The following is a 21,010-nucleotide window of genomic DNA, read 5'->3' on the forward strand; positions in this document are numbered from 1 at the left end:
TTGGTTATTTTTGTTTTTGTGTTAAATTTTTAAATGTATTAATATTTATTAATACTTATAATATACATTATTAAAACATTACATATTACATATTTAGAATTTAAGGGAAAAAAATGAAAAAGAATAAAAAATTTATATTTTCAATAGCTACTGTTTCTTTAGTAGCTTCATTAGTAGCAATGCCTATAGTTGCTGCTTCATGTTCAACAAATGCTAAAACATCAAATCAAGCAAATGTTGCTAATTTCTTGATAAAAGCAAATGGTTACACAGATGCAATGGTAAAACTAGATGTTGAAACTGCTACACTTGCAGGTGGTTGAGGTGATACAAGATCATTACTAAAAGGAAAAGATGGAAGAGAAACATTAGTTGTTGTTGGTGCAACACAAATAGTAGCAAATGATGGTATTCAAGCAAAAGGAAGTTTAAAAAGAACAGATGTTGAAGCTGTTAAAAAAATGTTCCAAGATGCTGTTTTAGATAAAGAAAATAAAAATTTATATATTAATGTTAAAGATAAAAAAGGTGTAGAAAAAGAAAAATTTGTATTTAGTGTATATGATCATGGTAACTATTCATCAATTGCTGAAGATGCAAAAATTTCAGTAGATACCAAAGGTACAGAAGTAAATGCTTACCAAACTGCATTAGTTGATGGAGGAGATTATTTTGAAAAAACAGAATCTGGAGAATTTAAAAGAAAATCAAATACTCCAAAACTAAAAATTCGATTCATTCCTTCAAATGATCCAGCTGGTGTTGGACAAGCAAGCAAAAAACTTGAAACTTACTTAAATAAAAAAGGATTCAATGTTAATATTACAGTAGCAACTGACTATAATGCAGCAGCATTAAGTTTAAAAAATGGTTCAATTGACATCGCATTCTTACCTGCAGGTTCATGAGCAAAAGAAGCAACAGGAACAAACTTTATTTTATCAGCTGGAAGAGATGTACAAGTAGTGGATCCATATGTTTCAGTAAATAACACTACTACTCCTGCATTTGAAAATGAAAAATTATTAGTTAATGCTCTTAATGGTTATAAAACATTTAATGAAAAAAATAAAATAAAACAAATAAAAGATGGAAAAGAAACAACTGAATCAAGAGATTTATATGTTCCTAAAACTAGTGATTTAGCTGCAACAGCAGCAGATCCAGAACACGGATATACAGAAGAATTAAAATCTAAAGTTGATGCTTTAATTACTGAAGGAAAAGGAAACTTACCAGTTGTAGGTTACTACCGTTCATACATTATGGCTAAAAAAGATTCACCTATAGCTAAAAAAATTGAACAAGCATTAAATGAACAAGGTTCAAATTGAAAATTAAACTGAGATGAAGTTAAAGATTTAATAAAATACGCTTATACATCTACTACTTCATCAGCTTCATATATTTTCCCAGAAGCATGATTTAAAAAACATTTTATTGGATTTAAAACCTTTCAAGGATAATTTAAAGTGAAAAAATCAGAAATAAATTTTAATGTTAAAATTTCTTTAGAAAATAAAACTAATGAAACAACAGATTGAAATATAGATTGAACAGATGTTAATAAAACTTATCCTAATGGAAAAAAAGGTTTAACAGATGTTAACCTTTCTATAAAACAAGGAGAATTTGTTGCAATTATTGGTCTTTCAGGTGCTGGTAAAACCACACTATTAAAAACCGTTAATAAAATCAATGAAATATCAACAGGAACTTTACAAGTAGGACCTTATAACGTAAATCAATTAAAAGGTAAAAATTTAAGAAAATTTAGAACTAAAGTAGGAATAGTTTTCCAAGGTTATAATTTAATTGATAATATAAGTGTTTTACAAAACGTGCTAGCTGCAAGATTACCACAAATGAATTCTTTTCGAGCATTTATAGGTTGATATAAAAAAGAAGATATTCACTTTGCTTATCAATGTTTAGCAAAAGTAAATATTTTAGAAAATGCTTATGATAAAGCTAAAGATTTAAGTGGTGGACAAATGCAACGTGTTGCATTAGCACGTACTTTAGCTCAAAAACCTAAAATCATTTTAGCCGATGAACCAGTAGGTGCATTAGATCCTATAATGGCTAAATCAGTAATGGATGGTTTTTTACTTGTTAATAAAATGGATAAAATTACAGTTTTAGCTAATCTACACCATGTTGATTTAGCGTTACAATATGCAGATCGTATTATTGGGGTTAAAAAAGGAAAAATTGTTTTTGATAACACTTGAGATATTGTAAATTTAGAAGTATTAAAAAATATTTATGGTGAACAACTAGAACAATTTGATGAACAACAATTTGTTGAAACTAAACGTAAAAGAGAAATAATACAAGAAGAAATAGAAACAAAAATTAAGGAATTTAAATAATGCAACAAACAATGTTTAAATTCAAAAGAGTAAAAACAAATATTATTGAATATTTTAGTCCTAAATTTATTGACATAAATGGCCAAAAAGTAACTAAAAAATTTCCATTTTTATTAATATCTACTATTTTAGCAAGTATTATTATTGTTATTTTACTCTTTATAAGAATAAAACCAGATTTTCAAAATTCTAAAACTTTTGGTAGTTTACTTGCTAATTTCTTTGATTTAAGTACAAATGCAGAAATCGGTGAAAAAAATGATATAACAGCTGCAGATACAGCAAAAGAAAGTTTAAGATTACTTTGACAAACTATATCATATTCAATTTTAGGAACTATTTTAGGAATTGTCATTAGTATCCCTATTGCTTTATTAAGTTCTAAAAACTTCATAAAAACTCCATTAATTTACTTACCAATGCGTGCATTTATGAGTGTGATTAGAACTATTCCTCCAATTGTTTATGCTTATATTATTTACTTTATTTTATCTCCATCATTAGTTGCAAGTATTTCTATTGCTATATTTGTAACTTCATTAATGGCTAAATGATTATATGAAGATTTAGATACTTATGATGTAAGTAGTTATTATGGTTTACAATCTATTGGTAATAAAAAATTAATAGCATTTAAAACATCTATTTTACCTTACTTAATGAAAAGAATTGTAAGTTATGGATTTTATAGTTTTGAAATGGTTGTGCGTTTTGCTGCAATTTTAAGTATTATCGGAATCGCAACAATCGGACAATTAATGGCTGATGAATATGCTGTACCTAGAAATTTCGGCCATTTATCAATTGCAATCTGAATTTTAATTGCATTTATGATAATTTTAGAATTTTTTACATTTTTTGTTAAAAAATGAATTTTAGATTACAGAGCAAAACATCCTAAAATAAATGAAAATGCTGATTTTGAAACAAGATTAAAACAATTAAAACAACAAAAACCAAAAAACATTTATATAAAAGTAATAGTATCAATTTTAGTATTTGCTTTATTTATAACTTCTTTATTTTCAATTGATTTTACCCTTGCAAATAGAGAAGGATTATCTTATTTTAGAGAAGGAATTAATAATTTATTCCATCCAAATTGAAGTGTATTTCAATGAGATAGTGGTGATAATCCTATTATTTTAGGATTTGAAGCATTAGCAATTGCTATTCTTGCAAGTATAATAGGTTTATTCTTAAGCTTAATTTTAGGAATCTTAGCATCAAGAAAAATAACTGGAACATATGTATCATTAATTTTTAAATTTATGATTATTTCATTAAGAGCTATTCCAACATTTACTTATGCATTAATCTTTTTACTATGACAAAAAGATTCAATTATTTGAGCTGGGGTATTAGCTTTAGGTATTCATAGTATTGGGATGCTAGGAAAACTTATAAATGAAAGTGTTGATAAAATTGATGATAAACTATTTCAATCTCTTGATAGTGTTGGTTGTTCAACATGAACTAAAATCCGTGTTGGAGTTTTAAAAGAAATATTACCACAAACTTTATCTAATTTTTTATACAGAATTGAAATTAATTTTAAATCTACAGTTGTAATAGGAGCTGTTGGAGCTTGTGATTATGGTCAACAAATTAATATTTATTCAATAGATATTAATAATTGAAATAGTTTAAGTTCATATTTAATATTTACTATTGTTTTATTATTAATAATTGAACAAATTTCTAATATTTTAAGAAAAAAAATAATGTATGGTTATTTCTTTGAGGAAAATACTTTTTTCAAAAAACTGTTAAGAACCAAACTTCTAGCAAAATCATTAGCAATTTCAGCTTATTCAAAAATACCATTTATTTATGATAATCGTATTGCTAAATTTGAAATCGCAAAATTTAGAAATTTTTTAAATAATAAATATTGTTTAGATAAAACTCTTAATTTAAAAGATTCAAAAACAATATCTGAACAACATAAACTAGTAATAAAAGAATTTAAACAACAAAATCATTTAATTTTATTAGATGTTAAAGAAATTAAGAAAACTGCATTTTTAACTAATTGAAAAGAAAATTCAAGACAATTAGCAAATTGAAAAATTTTCAAAAAATTAAAATATGCATTAAGAGCAGCAGATAAATCTGTATCTAAATATTTTGAAACTAAATCACAAGAAACTTTAAGTTATGTTAATAAATAAATTAAAACAATTTTGAAACTTCATTTTAGAATCAAAATATATTACCTTATTAACTCATATAGAACCTGATGGCGATACATTAGGTAGTGCTGTTGCTTTAAAAGAATTAATTTTATTAAATTCAACAAACATAAAAGAAGTTGAAATTTCTGGTGCAGATTATCCTCGTAATTTAATGTTTTTATTGAATAAAACACCTTCTTTAGTAAGTGATGAATTTTTTAACAAAAGTTTAAAAATAGTAGTTGATACTTCAACAAAATCAAGAATATATGATCAAAGAGTAGTAACTCAAGAAGCCATTAAAATAGATCATCATCCTCAAGAAAATGATTGATTATTTGAAATCGGTGGAGATAATTGACCTGCAACTGGACAATTAATTGCTTTGTTAATTAAACATCTTAATTTAAAAACTAATCATTTAGTGCTTGAAGCTGTTGCTGTAGCGATTTTAACAGATACCGAATTTTTTAAGGAAAGAAACATTAATTCTAAAACTTTTGAAGCCATGAGTGAACTTTTAAAAAGAGGTTTAGATTATCCAAAATTGCTTCAAAAAATGCAATTAAATGAACAAGAAAATCAATTGATTTTTGATATTTGTACAAATAAACAAGTTAATAAAAATGTTTCTTGAGTTATTTCTAATCAAATAGTCACAAATGATTTAGCTAGGCCACTTGTTGCTAAATTTGTAGAAATAACTACAACCGAAATAGCATTAGCATTTTTAAAAAGAATGCAAGGTGATTATCGTGTTGAAATAAGATCAAAAGGGAATTTTGATGTATCTAAAATAGCATTTTATTTTGGTGGTGGTGGTCATCATAATTCAGCTGGTTTTATAGTTAATAACCAAGATGAAATTAATAATGTTATTACATATATTGATAATTTAAAAAATTAAACCTTTAAATAGACAAAAAAAGACTCAGAATCAAAAGGATTGAGTCTTTTTTGTTTCATTTTGAAACTATTTTTATTTATTTTTCAACGATTTCAATATCAAAATCGTTATCTAATTTGATTAATTCAACACCCATAGTTTTTAAAATATATAAACTACTTTCTCATTCTTCAGTATCATTTAAATATTCTTGTGTATAAACAACCCTTTTTATTTTAGATTGAACAATTAATTTAGCACAATTAAAACAAGGTGAATGTGTTATATAAATAGTTGAATTAGATTTTATATTACTATTAGTTAAATTTGCATTAATAATTGCATTAGCTTCTGCATGTACTACGTAAGTATATTTTGAATTTTTAATATCGTCTTTTGTTTTTGGTCTTTCTCAACTAAAAATTTTATCATTATCTATATTTTCATTTTCATCATCTTGATTAAGACTTTTAGGCATTCCGTTATAACCTACACTAATAACATGATTTGTATCACTTACAATACAAGCTCCAACTTTGGTAGTTGGATCTTTTGAACGCATAGCTGATAATTTAGCAAGAGACATAAAGTAATAATCTCATTTCAAACTACCATTTTCAGTTAAAAATATTTTTTTCATTACTTAATTTTACCACAAGATAATAAAAAACATAGCAACCCCCGCAGCTGTTGCTAAATATTATTCATTGAAATAAGGATATTTTCCTCGGTAAGACATTTACAATAAATCCAATCACTATATGATCGAATCTAGATTATTATATCATAATTTTTTTATATTTTAAGGTAATTTTATTATAAATAATTTATTATGTTTGTTTAGATATTGAGAATGACTTTTTTTATCTTTTTTATTTCATAAATAAAATAAATGATTAGCTAAAAAATCGCTAGCTCTGATTAGATAATGACTTTTTGAATCTAAATATTTTAATTCTATATTTTTTACGGTTGGGATTATTCCTTCTCTAAAATTTAAAAATTTTTCATCGTATTTTCCAAACTTTAATTCTTTCTTTATTGATTGACACAATTCATATCAACCAGATGTTGAAGTAGGTCTTTGATCTAGGAAAAAATTAATAGAATTTATTTCTTCTAAAGAAATTACATTTTGTTCTGCTAAGAATAATAAAAATTCTTTAACTCCTCGAGAATATGCATAATCTTGAAAAGATTGTTTATGAAATTTGTTATTCATAATTCTATCATACACTTTATTTAAGTCTATTACAATAGCAAATTTGTAATAACTGTTTATTACATTCAACAATCTTCTTTTATATTTTGGAGCTGTGTTATATGCTTTTAATTCGCTTTTATTATCAATTTTTAAAATACTTTTAATATTCATTTCGACGTTTCTATATTTTAATAAAACATTGTTATAATCTTTATTATTAAGAATTATTACACCTGCTAATATATAATATCTGTTATTTTTAGAATCGAAAACTCCAGATTCATCACTAAAAATTTTTAAATTCATAGACATACTTTAATATTATAATAATTTAAAATAAAACATAAAAAAAAGCTGCAATTAGCAGCTTCCTATATTGTTGACGTTAACACATAACGCTTAAACGGTTGTTCTACCAATATAGTACACAGTGTTTATCAACCTGTAAATATATGATACCACTTTTTTTATATTGATTATAAATTTTTTACAATAATAAACAAAAGTGTGAAATAAAAATCAAAATTTCCACTTTTTTAAAAGAATTAATGAGAACTTTTGTTTTTATCTAAGCTTTATAAATTTTATTTATGTATTTTTAATGTAATATTTTAAATAAATTCTAATTAAAAATGTTGTTTTATAAGCTAATTCTAGTAGAGGCTTAATTTTTTATTATGATTAGATTGATAATTAAATTTGTTTTTCATTCTATTATTTTCATATGTGTAGGTCTTTTGATTTTTATGTTAATAATATTTATATTGAATATTCCATACAACCATATATTCCAATGTTATATAATTTATTTTCATCAATTCAATCTTTATATTTTCCACGTTTTATATAAATTTTATATTTCAATGATTTTTATTCAATATTTCTAACATATATAATGTTTCATCATTATTTATATTAGGATGTACTTTAAGTTTAAAATTCCTTAAAAGAAAATTTGTTCCCTAAAATCTTCCTATTTTAATTTTTATTTTCCTCTATTTTTAGATCATTTTTGTAACATATTTTTCCTTTCTTGTTATTGTGAATTTTTTATAATAAAATAAGTTATTAAAGTTCACATTCCTAGTGCATCAACAATAATTGATGCTAATAAATATTTCCACTCTTTTTTATTTGATCTTGCTAACAATCGTCTAGTTTTATCTTTACTAAAACATTCTTTATAACCTTTTGCTAATAAAACAAATAAAAGCATCAATACAATTGCTAAAAATTCAATTCCAGCAATTATAAAACTCTTTTCCATCTATCCTCCTGATTGAAAAAAACGCCAGTAACAACTAAATAAATTAGTTTGTTAATTGGCGTTTTTTTATATTTATTAATATTTAATTATTTATTTTTAAATTGTCATTTCAATTCAATTTTTTTAGATAAATCATCATACAATTTTTCAGCTTCGGGACTGAAATCATCTAGTATATCAAATTCTTTTAAATCAAGAGAATGTTGAATTGCTAAATCGTTTTTTAAATTTATCATGTATTCTTCATGGTTATATGTAATTTCAGTATTTTCCATAAACTCCTATTCTTTAAATTTTCATTTAAATTGATTTTTAAATAAACTTTTAATTTGATTTAATCTTTGTTTTGCTAAATCTTTTGATATTAGTTCAGGTTTATCAATTTTATCAACTGCTTTAATGTTTGCTCATATTAGTTCATACTTTTTAATTGTTTGAGGGTTATTAAATAACTCTTGATATGATGATGATGATGATTGAGCTCAAATTGCATTACCTAATCCAAATTTAAATGGTAATAAGAATTCTTCATATTGTCTTTTAGCTCATTTATAAGTATCCCTATAATCTACCTTATATTGATAATTTGTTCCACCACCAAATAATTGCAAGTTAGGATCATGATCTTCTCTTGCTGTAAATCCCATTACATGTTCTAATGCTAAATAGTCTAATAATGCTTTTTCATATTTATCAATAAGTTGAGAAATTCCAGAATTTATTAAGTTTTCTTCAAATGAAATTTTACCATCTACAATTGAACCATTATTTTTAATAGCTTCTTTTAATTTATCTTCATCATCTACAGTTTCAAAATTAATGCTATCAGTTAATTTTTTCATTAATCTTAAATAAGCAACAAGTAATTTATATTGTGGTACTTGCATTGCTAAAACACTTGAATCATTTAAATATAATCAATCTATTCAATCATTATTTAATGCTTGATCTTTATTTAAGCTTTTTTCATAAAATGCACGTGATAAAAACATATCATTATTAAACATATTATCTAAATAAATATCTCTATTTAGTTTTCAAGCAACAGAAGGAACTTTATATCTTTTACCTTTTATATCTGTTTCTGGAGCATCAGAATCTTTAGCAGATATTTCACTATAATGAATATCTTTATCATACATGTAATTATCAATAACTTTTCTTCCAAAAGTATTATTTTCCTCCATAGTTTGGAATCAATCATTTCAAAGTCTATTAAAATAACTATTATTTCGTGAAATATAAAAACGTTTTAAAGTATCAAATGCAGAATCATGATTAAATGCATAGCTTATTTTCTTATCTTTATTTTTGTCATTAGATAAATCATATGTTTCTTTTACATCTAATATTTCTAATAATTTAGTAATTAATTTATTGTATTCTTTAGCAGAAATTGAGTTTTTATCTTCATTTGAGCGACTCATAAAACCTTTATTATCTACTACTAAACTTCTTACATACCTAGAAACATCAACTAATGTTGGAAAATCTTCTTCGTTTAGATTGTTTATTCAATAATCACCAAAAGTATTTAAAAATGTTTTAAATACAAATGCGTCATTTTCTAGAACCATATCAGCATAGTATTTTTTAGTTTTATCAAATGTATCTTCTTTTGCTATTTTAAATTTCATACCATCATAGCTAAATTCATTTACCACTTCATTAGATTCTTGTTTAGTTTCAATGTTATCTTTTGGTGGATTATTAGGTTTTGGTGGTTCAGAAGGTTCTTCTTTTTTTGGTTTTGGAATTGGTTTATCAAAATGATCAAAAAAGCAAGCAGTTGTTGTTAAAGGTAAAACTAATAATGTACTACCTAAACTCATACTTAATAATCATTTAATCTTTGATTTTTTCATTATTTTTATTTAACCTCAATACTTTTATTATTTTTGTTTGTTCTATTATAATTTTATCTCAATGTCCTCTTTTTTGTTCGTATTCAACAATTTTAAGCACTTTATCTCAGTTTTTTGAAGCATTAATTGATTTAGAATAATTATTTTTTTGACCCCGAAGTCTATAATAAAAAACGCCATATTTATTTTTTTTCATAATTATTTCCCTTCAATTACTTCGCACACGCGTATGCATTATGCGCACGCACATAATATATTAAGTATTTATATGAGTTTATTAACTAATATTTCCTCATAAGTTTATGTCTTAGATTAATTTTTGTTCTAGGACGGAAATTCAGGACAATAATAGATTGTGATAAGATCTTTTATACAACATCAATAAATTATAGTGATAAATTAAAAACAGAAATAAGACCAAATATTTCTAATGAATTATTTATAAAAATAAATCAATTAGTAAAAGATAAAAAATTAATTAAAATCGATTCAGAAGAACTTATTTATTTAAATAATGAAATTTATAAAATACATTAACTTATTATAAAAATTTATTTTAAATATTGCTAATAACATTCATACAATTGTATTTCTACACTAGAGAATTAAATTAATTATTTATATTTATGAATATTAAACAAAATTTTTGAAAAAATGAAAATTATTAAAACATCAAAAATTTCTAAAAAATGTTATAATTAGAACGATAGTTATGAAAAAAAATACATTATTTAATGCCACAAATACAAATAATTTAGACACAAATAATGAGTCATTTTTTAACTATTCAAATTTTAAAGCTATGAACATTAAAAATATTATTATTTCTAATGAAACATTTAGTATAAAAAATGAATAGCTTTCAAATTTGATTGCAAAGTTCTTAAAAAAATATAACTTGTATAATAAATATATTTTAGCTAGCAATTAAACTTGAAAAAAGTTTATTTTGCTGGATTTTTTAATAAGTTTGTAAATAAATTATAAAAAAGAAGGAATATGATAATTAAAAATAAAAAATTTAAGTTTATAGTTTCTGGAATTTTATTATCTACTGGTGTAACAGTTTTAAGTTCGTTAGTTGCTGCTGCTTGTTCTTCAAAAATAGTAACAGTTTCAGAGCGTAGAACTTATTCTCAAAATTATAATAATCCTAATTCACTAAGTGGATTTGATTATGATGGTTCAATAGGATATGGTTCTGAACAACAAACTTCAAAAGATTTACAAGTATCGCTTAAACTTATAAAATTAAAACCTTTAAATGAAGCAAGTGTTTCTTATGAATATAAAAAAGATGATTTTAGTATTGTTACTAAAATTAATAAACCTTCATTTTGAAAATATAAATTTTATGGAGCAAAAGCTGTTTTACTTACTTTAAAAGATGGTACTGTTAAAGTTTTTGATAAAGACACAATTGAAGATTTAGATACACAAACAAATTCTAAAAATCCTGATGGAACATTTTCTTCATTATATGTTCAAGCATTTTCAAATGATCCTAGATCAATTAATTCAAAAGAATTTTTAAATAATCTAAATAATATTAAAAAATTACAACTTATTGTAAGAGAAACTCCATGAGTAACTTCAGAAGGTGAATTAACTAAATATAAAACCAAAGCTGATGATTATTGATATTCATGAATGAGAACTGTTTTACGTTCACAAAGAACACGTCTTAAATATGGAAATGGTTCAAATCAAGAGCTAGAAAAAGAAATGAATAGTTTATTACCTGCTGGTACAAGAAGATTTACTACTAATGACTTATTCCCAAATCAATATGTTTATGATTTATTTAATGTTAAAGCAAGCGATTTTTATGATCGTGAAAAACTAATAACAAAAATTGAATCAGAAAATGAATACAAAGGACAAGAAGCATTAACATTTAATCCATTAGATGAAAGTGAAAGTATTTTTGGTTCTGAATTCTTTAATTCATTTGCTAAATCAAATGACTTTGCAGCTGCACCAAGTGACTATATTAAAGAAAAAATTGCACAAAAAGATATAAAAATTACTTCATATACTGAAAAAAGTCCAAATGATTTATTAGCTAAAATAACAACAGATGATTTTTTAAAAACTAATGTTGGTAAATTTGGTGTATTTTGATATGGTATGAATACAAATAATACATTATTTGCTGGACCTTATTATGCAGAAGGATTTAAACAATTAAAAGAAATATTTAAACAAAATCCATACTTTTTTGATCAAGAATGAGTAAAATCAAATGAAAGTATTAAAGTGATTGAAAATATTTATAAACAATCAGTAATAGATCCAGGATTATATGATCAACAACAATGACAAAATTATCGTGCAGGAACAACCACAAGAATAGCATATCAATCATTAAATCAACAAACTAAAAATATCATTAATGAAAATGTGCATGAATATGGATTACGTTCAAGACAAGATGTTAATAAAACTAGTTTGATTTCAAGAGTGTTATTACAACCAGTTCCCGGTTCTTTTGAAACATTAAGTGTAGACAAATCAACTAAACCTGAAGATTATTATTCATTTAATGAATTATATGCTAAATTAATGTGAGGAAGTACATTAAAAGATATAGCAGAAGGTAATGTTAAAAGTTTAGATACTTTTATAGCAGGTACAGGATTACAATTTAGAACTTTAGTTGCTGCAGCAATCAACTGATCTAAATATATTGATGCTTTAACTTCACAAGTTGCAAAACCATGATTAGTTCATTTAGCTCCTGATGCTAATATTTCTGGAACTAATCAAAATGATAGTAATATAAAAACACCTCGTGATGAATATCAAAAAGTAAATTCATTGTTTGCTCTAGATTTAAATTTAAACAAAATTAGTTTAGGTGAAATAGGTGATTCAATTACTCCACAAAATAACAAAGAAGCATTCCAAAAAACATCAATAGAATTAGAACAATATAAATCAGCTCGTTTTGAACAAATCAAAAAACAAATGAAAATATTATTAGATCAATTTTATAAAGACAATCCACAATTTTCACAAACTGATAAAATTAAATTCCAATACTTTTTCCCATTTAGTTCAACAGCCACAAACGTGTATATTCAATCAACAAGAAATGCAATTGAAATAATCAAAAAATTAGATCCTCGTCTTGATTTAGGTGAATTACAAAATCCAACAAATCAAGGTGAATTATTTAAAGCTGTTTGAGCATCAGGCAGTGATTTGAGTGGTTGAGGTTATGACGTAGATACTATTGGTTCTGGTTTTGATGGATTTTCATGACAAGGTAATTTAATTCCACAATTATTTGCAATTGGACATTCAGAATCTTTACAAAATAAATTACAAGCTTCATTTCCACAATTAGTTGATGTATCTAAATATTTAGTTAAATATACAAATGAAAAACTAAAAGAAAATAAAATAACATTTGGTGAATTAGATATTAATAAATTACCAGAATTTTTATTAAAACATCAAACTCATACATCTGATGATATTGATGCAAATAAAGAGATTACTCAAACTGGAACATTATCAGGACAATTTTGAACTGCTTATACTGTAAATAGAAAAAATGAAGAATTAATTGAGCTCGCTAAAGAATTAACTAATTATTTATCACCTACTCAATTTGATACAATGCAATCAATATCATCTGATGACTTTGCTCCATTTTTATTACATAATGGATACGAAGCACCGTTACAACAAAATGGTATTGAACATTATGAAGATTGAAAAATAAAAACTACATCTAAGGAATAAGATATGTCAAAATATATTTTACAGCGGATAGCATTTGCTATCGTTACATTATTTATAATATCCTTATTTTCATATGTATTAATAGCAACATTTAGTACTGCAAATCCTTTTAGAGAAATCGCTGTTAATACAAAAGTTCCCAATGTTGAAGCATTCGTTAAACAAAAAGAACAAGAATTTGGATGAGATAAAAATGTTTTAACACAATATTTTATCTATATTGGAAAATTTTTAAGTGGTGATTTTGGTTTTGTTTTTAACAGTCAAAACAACCCTTTTGGTGGAGAAATAACAACAATGCCACAATTATTTTTCAAACCACTACAATATTCAATTATGATATCATTACCTGCTTTTATCATTAGTTCAATTATAGGAATTATTTTAGGTACTTTTGCAGGATATAAAAGAGGAACATTGTTAGATAGTGGAATTAATATTTTTGTATTAATTTTTATCGCATTACCTTCATTTATTATTGCTCCTATTGCAATAAATATTGCAATCAATTCAGGTCTACCTTCAACAGTATTTAAACAAGGTGATGGTCAACCTCTTAATGTTATTATTAAATCATATATAACACCTATTTTTGTAGTTACATTAGGTTCATTAGCAGGATATACTTCATATACACGTAATCAAGTTATTACAGTTTTAACAAGTAATTATGTTTTAATTGCCAAAACTAAAGGTTTAAGCAATTTTGAAATATTTAAAAAATACGTTTTTAGAAATATTTCTATTCCTATTTTCAGTATTGTTTTTCCTTCATATATTGTTTTATTAACAGGTTCTATTATTGTTGAAGTTTATTGAAATGTTCCTGGAACATCACAAATAATAGCAAGAGCTTTTCCATCTGGAGAAAGAAATGTTGTTATGTTTAGTACTTTATTTTTCACATTTTTATCAATAATAACAGAAATCATTATTGATATAAGTTATGCAATATTAGATCCTCGTATTAAATATTCATCATCAAGTGGAAAAAATAGATTAGCATATATTAGTGCATATATCGAAAGAAAAAGACTTCAAAAATCATTATTTCAAGCAAATACATTATTAGACAAGGAGGTAACAAATGCAAGTAGTGAATTTAATAATCGTTATAATTTGGGTACAAATTTACAAGAAAAAATTAAATATGTAGAAAATCCAGATTCATTATATTCTTCAAACATTGCCGGTAAACCGAAAAAAATGCTTGTTGAAATTGCAAAAAGGTTTTTTAAAAACCCTTATGTTACTTTAGCTTTTATTACATTTATAGTTTTACTTCTATGTTCAATAATTATTCCAATTGCAACACATTATTCACCAAATAAACCTATAAATAACATTGATAAAGAATTTATTACTTTATTACCACCTCAATACACAAATACAAAATCAATATTTTTAAAAAACAATAACCGTATTTTTGAAACATTTATAAAAATTAAGGAATTAGTAGATAAACATCCTGAATTACAAACTTATTTTCAACCTTTATTAGATACTTTTAAAGTTCATGAATTAGTTGGTGCTTCAAAAAGTTTTAGCGTAACTTATAATCCATTTATAGTATTTGATTCTTATTTATTAAATATAGAAATTCAAAAAATATTAGATGTAGATCCTAACCATACTTTTAATCCTGAATTTATTGCTTCACTACGTGCTACATTTCCAGCAGTAAGTACACTATTAGGAACTGATATTAATGGTTTTGATATTTGAACAACAAGTTGAGCTGCAACTGCAGAAAGTATTAAAATAGCATTAATAGTAGCAACTTTACAAACACTTATAGGAGTAGCAATTGGTGCTTATTTAGGTTTCCATGTTGGAAAATGAATTGATACAATATTTATGAGAATTATTGAAATTTTCTTAGCTCCTCCTTCATTAATATGACTTTTATTATTTGTTTCAATTATGGGTGTTTCAAATACTGCATTAATAATTGCATTAGTTGTAACAGGTTGAGCTTGACCAGTTTCTAGAACTCGTATGTTTATAATAACAGTTAAAGATGAAGAATACATTACAGCAGCAAAAAGTATTGGTGCTTCAACTTCAAGACAAGTCTTTACTCATGCATTACCTGCAATAATAGGTAAAATAGCAACAGGTTTTGTACAAAGAATTCCTGGAATTATTCTTTCAATTGCATCACTTGCATTTTTAGGATTTTATAAAAATATTGATAATGCAAATTTAGGTCAATTATTACTTGATGCAACTCCACAAGCACCTGATAACTTCTGAATTTTATTATTACCTTCATTGATATTACTAACATTATCATTATCATTACAATTTATTGCTTTAGGTGTTCATGATGCACTTGATCCTAAAGTTATAAAAGCATCTAAAAAATAGGAGATAATATGAAAAGTACACAAGAATATGATTTAAATATTTATTCAGAAAAAATTGAAGAAGATATAAAAGACACTGTTTTAGATGTAGAAGATCTGCATGTTAGCTTTAAATTAGGTAAGAAAAAATTATTACATATCATTAGAGGTATTGATCTAAAAATTAGAAAAGGTCAAATAGTAGGTATTGTAGGTGAATCAGGTTCTGGTAAATCAGTTACTTCTAAAGCTTTAATTAATGTTAATGAAAGAACACAAACAACTTCTAAATCAATGGTTATTGATGATATTGATTTATCAAAATTTAAAAAAGAAAAAGAATGAATAAAAATAAGAGGTTCAAAAATTGGATATATTCCTCAAGATCCTCTAACTTCTTTAAATCCAACAAGAAAAATTGGAAAACAATTATTAGATGCTTTAAATAACAATAATGAGTGAAAAAAACGGCCATTAAGTGAGAAAAAAGCATATTTAATTGGTCTTTTAAAACAATTTGGTTTACGTAATGCAGAAAAGATTTTTTATATGTATCCACATACATTAAGTGGAGGAATGAAACAAAGAGTTGTTATTACTATGGTTGTTGCATTAAAACCATTAGTAATTATTGCCGATGAACCAACTACTGCTTTAGATCCAACAGTCCAAGCATCAGTTTTAGCCTTATTTGAAAATATTCGTAGCACAATGGGAATATCGATAATTTTAATTAGTCATAATATTTCAGTTGTTGCTAAATTTTGTGATTATATTTATGTTATGTATGCTGGTAGAATCGTTGAAAAAGGAACTAAAGAAGAAATTTTTACTGTACCAGCACATCCATATACATGAGCTTTAATTAGTGCTGTTCCAGAAGATCGAGAAGATAGATTATTTTCAATTAAAGGAACACCACCTGATATGGCTAATTTAGGTTTAGGAGATCCTTTTGCACCGCGGAATGAATACGCAATGGAAATTGATTTTATTAAAGAACCACCATTAATTCCTATCTCAAAAACTCATGCAGCCGCAACTTGATTATTGCATCCCGAAGCTCCTAAAGTTCATTTAAGAGAAGATTTAGTTAAACGTTTAGAATCATTTAGAAAGGTATTTTATAAAGATGGAAAATAATAAAAAAGTTATTTTAGAAATAGATAATTTAAAAAAATACTTTATAAACAGTGGAAATATCAATAAAGCAGTTGATGGAGTTAGTTTTAATGTTCATGAAGGTGAAGTTGTTGGATTAATTGGTGAATCTGGTTCTGGTAAAACAACAATTGGTAGATCATTACTTAGACTTTATGATAATTACAATGGTTTTGTCCGTTTAAATGGCAAAATCATTAGTGGTAAGAAAATTTCTAAACGTCGTAATAAGTTTTTAAGAAGAAATATGCAAATGATTTTCCAAGATCCACATGCATCTTTAAACGGACAAAAAACCATTTATTCTACACTAAAAGAACCTTTAATAGTAAATGGTATAATGAAAGACAAATTACGGGAAATTTTTAGTGATTGAAATAAAGTAATTAAAATGTTTAAATATACTTTTTCTAAAAAAACTAAAACTTTAGAATTAGAAAATTTAAATGAATTTAACAAAATTGCAACAAAATTTGTTCAACATTGAGAACAAGAATTAAATAATATTACTTTTGATTCTAAACTTAATTTAGAAGATAACTTTAATACATATTTTGCTTATTTAGAAGAAAAACAAAATATGGAAAGTGAAACTATTAATGCAATGTATTCAAATACAACTAAACTAATAGAATACTACCATCAAAAACAACAAGAATTTCGTGATAATAACTTAGAATATGATGAAATTGAAGTAAATAATCAAACTAAATTATTTAATGAAGGTTTATTAAAAGTTAAATATTCACAAAAACAATTAGATGCATATTACGAAATTAAACAAGTTAAAGAAGAACAATCTAAATATGCAAAAGATATAAAAGATTACAAAATAATTAATAAAAACACTTTTAAAAACTTTTATCAAGAATTTAAAAATGAAAAAGAATTAATAAAAAATAATCGTCTTTTATCTACTGATTTAGAATTTTATGCATACAATTTAAAAATTGAACTTTTAAATAAAGAAGCAATGAAATTGTTACAAAAAGTTCATATCCAATTAAGATATTTAGGATTTAGTCAAATAAAAAGTTTTGTAAATGATTTAAAACAATATATTTTAACTTTTTATAGTGAAAAATTAAATTTCCCTTACCAAAAACATTTAGCAAAAAGAATAAAAAATGAAATTGAACAATCTTTTAATTTTAATTATGATAAATACATTAGTTTTAATACTGAAAATATTAAAGAAATTCAAGATGATTTTGCAAAATACGATAATAAATTAAAACAATTACATTCAATTTTACATCAAAAAGATACACCTTTAATAACTCATCAAGAACTTGAAAATATTAAAAAGAATCTTCAAAAAGCAAAAGATATTAATGCTCAAGCATACCAAAGTTATGTGGAAAAAAATAAATCAGTTATTGCTCAATTAGATGAAGAAATTAAAGAAGTTAACGTTATTTATCACGGATTAAGAGATAAAATAAATTATTTATCAACTAAATTTAAAGAAGTACATGCTAATTTTTTAAAATACATCCAAGAAGCATCTATTAATAGTTTTTATGAAGATGATAAAGACATTATTGTAAACGCAAAAGAAGAAAAAAACAAAAGAAAATTTGCAATTTTAAATTACAGTACAATCGTTACAAACAAATTAGAAACACAAAAAACTTTTGATATTGAATATAAATATTTACTAAAAGATATTCATAACATTAATTTACTTTTAGGTATTAATGAGCATTTCATGCAAAAAGTTCTAAAAAATAAACTACCTTGATTATTAAATGCGTTTGAATGAGTTTATACTAATTTATATGTTCGTTATCATATAAAAAACTTATTATACAAAACATTAATTTATAAAAACTTAGAACAAGTTGGACTATTAAAACAATTTGCATATCGTTATCCACATGAATTTTCAGGTGGACAAAGACAAAGAATTGTTATTGCAAGAGCATTAATTACTGAACCTAAAATTATTGTAGCTGATGAACCAATTGCAAGTTTAGATATTTCTATTCAAGCACAAGTTGTTAACTTATTAAAAGATTTATGTAAATCAAAAAATATAGGTCTAATTTTTATAGCTCATGATTTAAGTATGATTGAATATGTTGCTGATCGTGTTGAAATTATGCACCTTGGTAAAATAGTTGAAAGTGGAAAAGTGGTAGCAATTTATGATACTCCAGTTCATCCATATACTAAAAATTTATTTAAAGCTATTCCAAAAATTTCCAATGCTGATGAAAAATTTAAAAACGTAAGTTTTGAATTAGATTATTTAGAACAACAAAAATTCCCAAATATTCCTAAAACATATCAAGTTGAAGATGATCATTTTGTATATGGAACAAATGAACAAGTGCATGAATGAACTAAAATTATAAAAGATATAAAAACATTAAAAATCGAAACAAAAGATAAATTAAGTTTCGAAGATTTAGAAAAAAACCGTAAACAAAATAAATAATTAACAATGAAAAAACTTAAGTTTAACAACTGATTTCACAGATTAAAATTCTGAATCCAAAATGGTTTTAATTTACATATTTTCGTTTTTTTAATCATCAATATTTTAATTTACATATTTATATTTTTAAGTTTGGCTTATTGATTAAAAGATAGTATCATAATAGAAAATAATAAAGAACATATATTTAAAAATACTAAATCTATTCCTGATTCTCTAACTGTTTCTAATGTTATTATTTTTTGTATTAATGTATTAACATTAATGATTAGAAAAGGTTTAGGAACAGGTTTAAAAAAAGTTTTAAAAAACATCTTTGATACTTTTAATTTTAAAAAGCAAAATGAAATGTTAAAAAAACGTCATATGTCACAATATGAATTAAATAAACTTATTAAAAATCAAGATATATCAAAACAAAAACAAGTTTCTCAAAAACGAAGTTATAAATCATCAACTTTTATTTTTTGAGCATTGATTTTGATAACCATAATTATTCAAATATCACTCATACCATATATGAAATAAATGAAAATACTTGCATTTTTTGTGAGTATTTTATTTTTAATTTATAATTAAAATAAAATTAGTAAGGAAATAAAATGCAAAAATATTATTTAATCGGTAATCATAAAATGAATTTAACTTTTTCAGAGGAACAAAAATTTATAAATCAATTTAATAAATTGTACAACGACAATACAAATTCAAATATATTTGTAGGTATTGCAGTGAGTCCGAGTAATTTAGCCTTAAAACATGTAACAAATTTTAATCATTTAAAATTAGGTTCGCAAAATTTATCCATTTATCAAAAAGGTGCATATACTGGTGAAGTTTCAGCTCATCAAATTAAAAATTTATTAGTTGATTTCACAATTTTAGGTCATTCAGAAAGAAGAATATATTTTCAAGACAATCCTTCTTTAATTAATACTAGAATTAAAAATGCAATTGAAAACAATTTAAATGTAATTTTATGTATTGGAGAAACAAAAGAAGAATATCAATCTAATCAAACTATTCAATCACTAACATATCAAATAGATGAAGCTTTAAAAAATATTGAAAATCCAGCACAAATTATTATAAGTTATGAACCTATATGATCAATTGGTACTGGATTAGTTTCTTCAAATGAACATTTAAAAGACATATATAACTTTTTAGAACAAAAATTGCCACAGACTACTTTTTTATACGGTGGTTCTGCTAAACCTTCAAATATTTTACATCTATTAGAAATTCCACAGATTAAAGGATTTTTAGTTGGAAATGCATCACTAGAAGCTGAAACTTTTTATGAAATGTATAAAATTTTAATGAATGTAGGAAAATAATGGAATCAGAATACGAATTACAAAAAAGAATTATTGATCTTTTAAAAATGCATTATCGAGATAATAGAGAATCACAAAACAGTAATCAAATCCCTAAAGTTTTAAAAAATAAAAAGAATGAAGATCTAAAAAAAATTGATGTGATATTTTAAACATAATCAATAAATATATTCTAAAAGGTAGAAAAATTA

The 21,010-nt window shown here is 24.2% G+C and carries 18 protein-coding genes; 12 read left to right on the forward strand and 6 right to left on the reverse strand.

Translation table 4 applies throughout. The features are described from left to right. Window positions 1–113 precede the first annotated feature (113 nt). The 4 genes from HLA92_RS00540 to HLA92_RS00555 are packed head-to-tail and all read left to right on the forward strand — an operon-like array spanning window position 114 to window position 5,459. Entirely contained in the window at window positions 114–1,466 is a 1,353-nt protein-coding gene (locus tag HLA92_RS00540; RefSeq protein ID WP_171112478.1) for a PhnD/SsuA/transferrin family substrate-binding protein, read from the forward strand. 6 nt (window positions 1,467–1,472) lie between these two features. Beyond that, window positions 1,473–2,375: a phosphonate ABC transporter ATP-binding protein gene (gene phnC, locus HLA92_RS00545; RefSeq protein ID WP_272869777.1), complete on the forward strand. Its 903-nt coding sequence runs from the start codon at window positions 1,473–1,475 to the stop codon at window positions 2,373–2,375. Then, window positions 2,375–4,549, forward strand: coding sequence for a PhnE/PtxC family ABC transporter permease (locus HLA92_RS00550; protein WP_171112480.1), 2,175 nt, complete (start codon window positions 2,375–2,377; stop codon window positions 4,547–4,549). Before phnC ends, HLA92_RS00550 begins: the two co-directional genes overlap by 1 nt. Further along, entirely contained in the window at window positions 4,536–5,459 is a 924-nt protein-coding gene (locus tag HLA92_RS00555; protein ID WP_171112482.1) for a DHH family phosphoesterase, read from the forward strand. Before HLA92_RS00550 ends, HLA92_RS00555 begins: the two co-directional genes overlap by 14 nt. A gap of 76 nt (window positions 5,460–5,535) precedes the next feature. On the opposite strand, the gene HLA92_RS00560 is transcribed toward HLA92_RS00555, so the two are convergent. From HLA92_RS00560 to HLA92_RS00585, 6 genes are all read right to left on the reverse strand, one after another. After that, window positions 5,536–6,078, reverse strand: a complete 543-nt coding sequence (locus tag HLA92_RS00560) for a deoxycytidylate deaminase (RefSeq protein ID WP_237023531.1) — start codon at window positions 6,076–6,078, stop codon at window positions 5,536–5,538. Window positions 6,079–6,240: 162 nt separating this feature from the next. Next, window positions 6,241–6,954: a DUF3800 domain-containing protein gene (locus HLA92_RS00565; RefSeq protein ID WP_171112485.1), complete on the reverse strand. Its 714-nt coding sequence runs from the start codon at window positions 6,952–6,954 to the stop codon at window positions 6,241–6,243. Window positions 6,955–7,678: 724 nt separating this feature from the next. Beyond that, the gene (locus HLA92_RS00570) at window positions 7,679–7,909 is read right to left on the reverse strand and encodes a hypothetical protein (protein WP_171112487.1); all 231 of its coding nucleotides are present in this window, start codon (window positions 7,907–7,909) and stop codon (window positions 7,679–7,681) included. A gap of 86 nt (window positions 7,910–7,995) precedes the next feature. Then, complete coding sequence (locus tag HLA92_RS00575) at window positions 7,996–8,184, reverse strand: hypothetical protein (RefSeq protein WP_171112489.1); 189 nt, start codon at window positions 8,182–8,184, stop codon at window positions 7,996–7,998. Between the two features lie 6 nt (window positions 8,185–8,190). Further along, a complete protein-coding gene (locus HLA92_RS00580) occupies window positions 8,191–9,774 on the reverse strand; it encodes an MAG3960 family lipoprotein (protein ID WP_171112491.1) in 1,584 nt (527 codons plus the stop codon). After that, complete coding sequence (locus tag HLA92_RS00585; RefSeq protein WP_171112494.1) at window positions 9,755–9,970, reverse strand: hypothetical protein; 216 nt, start codon at window positions 9,968–9,970, stop codon at window positions 9,755–9,757. Before HLA92_RS00585 ends, HLA92_RS00580 begins: the two co-directional genes overlap by 20 nt. A 516-nt stretch (window positions 9,971–10,486) precedes the next feature. Between HLA92_RS00585 and HLA92_RS00590 the strand changes: the two genes are divergently transcribed. The 8 genes from HLA92_RS00590 to HLA92_RS00625 all read left to right on the forward strand — a co-directional run bounded on the left by HLA92_RS00590 (window position 10,487) and on the right by HLA92_RS00625 (window position 20,971). Next, on the forward strand, window positions 10,487–10,633 hold the full coding sequence (locus HLA92_RS00590) for a hypothetical protein (RefSeq protein ID WP_171112496.1): 147 nt from the start codon (window positions 10,487–10,489) through the stop codon (window positions 10,631–10,633). A 140-nt stretch (window positions 10,634–10,773) separates the two neighbouring features. Beyond that, entirely contained in the window at window positions 10,774–13,527 is a 2,754-nt protein-coding gene (locus tag HLA92_RS00595; RefSeq protein ID WP_171112497.1) for an OppA family ABC transporter substrate-binding lipoprotein, read from the forward strand. 3 nt (window positions 13,528–13,530) lie between these two features. Further along, a complete protein-coding gene (locus HLA92_RS03355; RefSeq protein WP_171112499.1) occupies window positions 13,531–15,897 on the forward strand; it encodes an ABC transporter permease subunit in 2,367 nt (788 codons plus the stop codon). Window positions 15,898–15,905: 8 nt separating this feature from the next. Next, a complete protein-coding gene (locus HLA92_RS00605; protein WP_171112502.1) occupies window positions 15,906–17,018 on the forward strand; it encodes an ABC transporter ATP-binding protein in 1,113 nt (370 codons plus the stop codon). Beyond that, the gene (locus tag HLA92_RS00610) at window positions 17,008–19,479 is read left to right on the forward strand and encodes an ATP-binding cassette domain-containing protein (RefSeq protein WP_171112504.1); all 2,472 of its coding nucleotides are present in this window, start codon (window positions 17,008–17,010) and stop codon (window positions 19,477–19,479) included. The genes HLA92_RS00605 and HLA92_RS00610 overlap by 11 nt, the downstream gene beginning before the upstream one ends. 132 nt (window positions 19,480–19,611) lie before the next feature. After that, the gene (locus HLA92_RS00615) at window positions 19,612–20,007 is read left to right on the forward strand and encodes a hypothetical protein (protein ID WP_171112506.1); all 396 of its coding nucleotides are present in this window, start codon (window positions 19,612–19,614) and stop codon (window positions 20,005–20,007) included. Window positions 20,008–20,081: 74 nt separating this feature from the next. Continuing rightward, window positions 20,082–20,819, forward strand: coding sequence for a triose-phosphate isomerase (locus HLA92_RS00620; RefSeq protein WP_171112509.1), 738 nt, complete (start codon window positions 20,082–20,084; stop codon window positions 20,817–20,819). Beyond that, complete coding sequence (locus HLA92_RS00625; protein ID WP_171112511.1) at window positions 20,819–20,971, forward strand: hypothetical protein; 153 nt, start codon at window positions 20,819–20,821, stop codon at window positions 20,969–20,971. The genes HLA92_RS00620 and HLA92_RS00625 overlap by 1 nt, the downstream gene beginning before the upstream one ends. The last annotated feature ends 39 nt before the right edge of the window (window positions 20,972–21,010 follow it).

It is taken from the genome of Mycoplasma miroungirhinis (assembly GCF_013008815.1).
In the GTDB taxonomy this organism is placed as follows: Bacteria; Bacillota_I; Bacilli_A; order Mycoplasmatales; family Metamycoplasmataceae; genus Metamycoplasma; species Metamycoplasma miroungirhinis.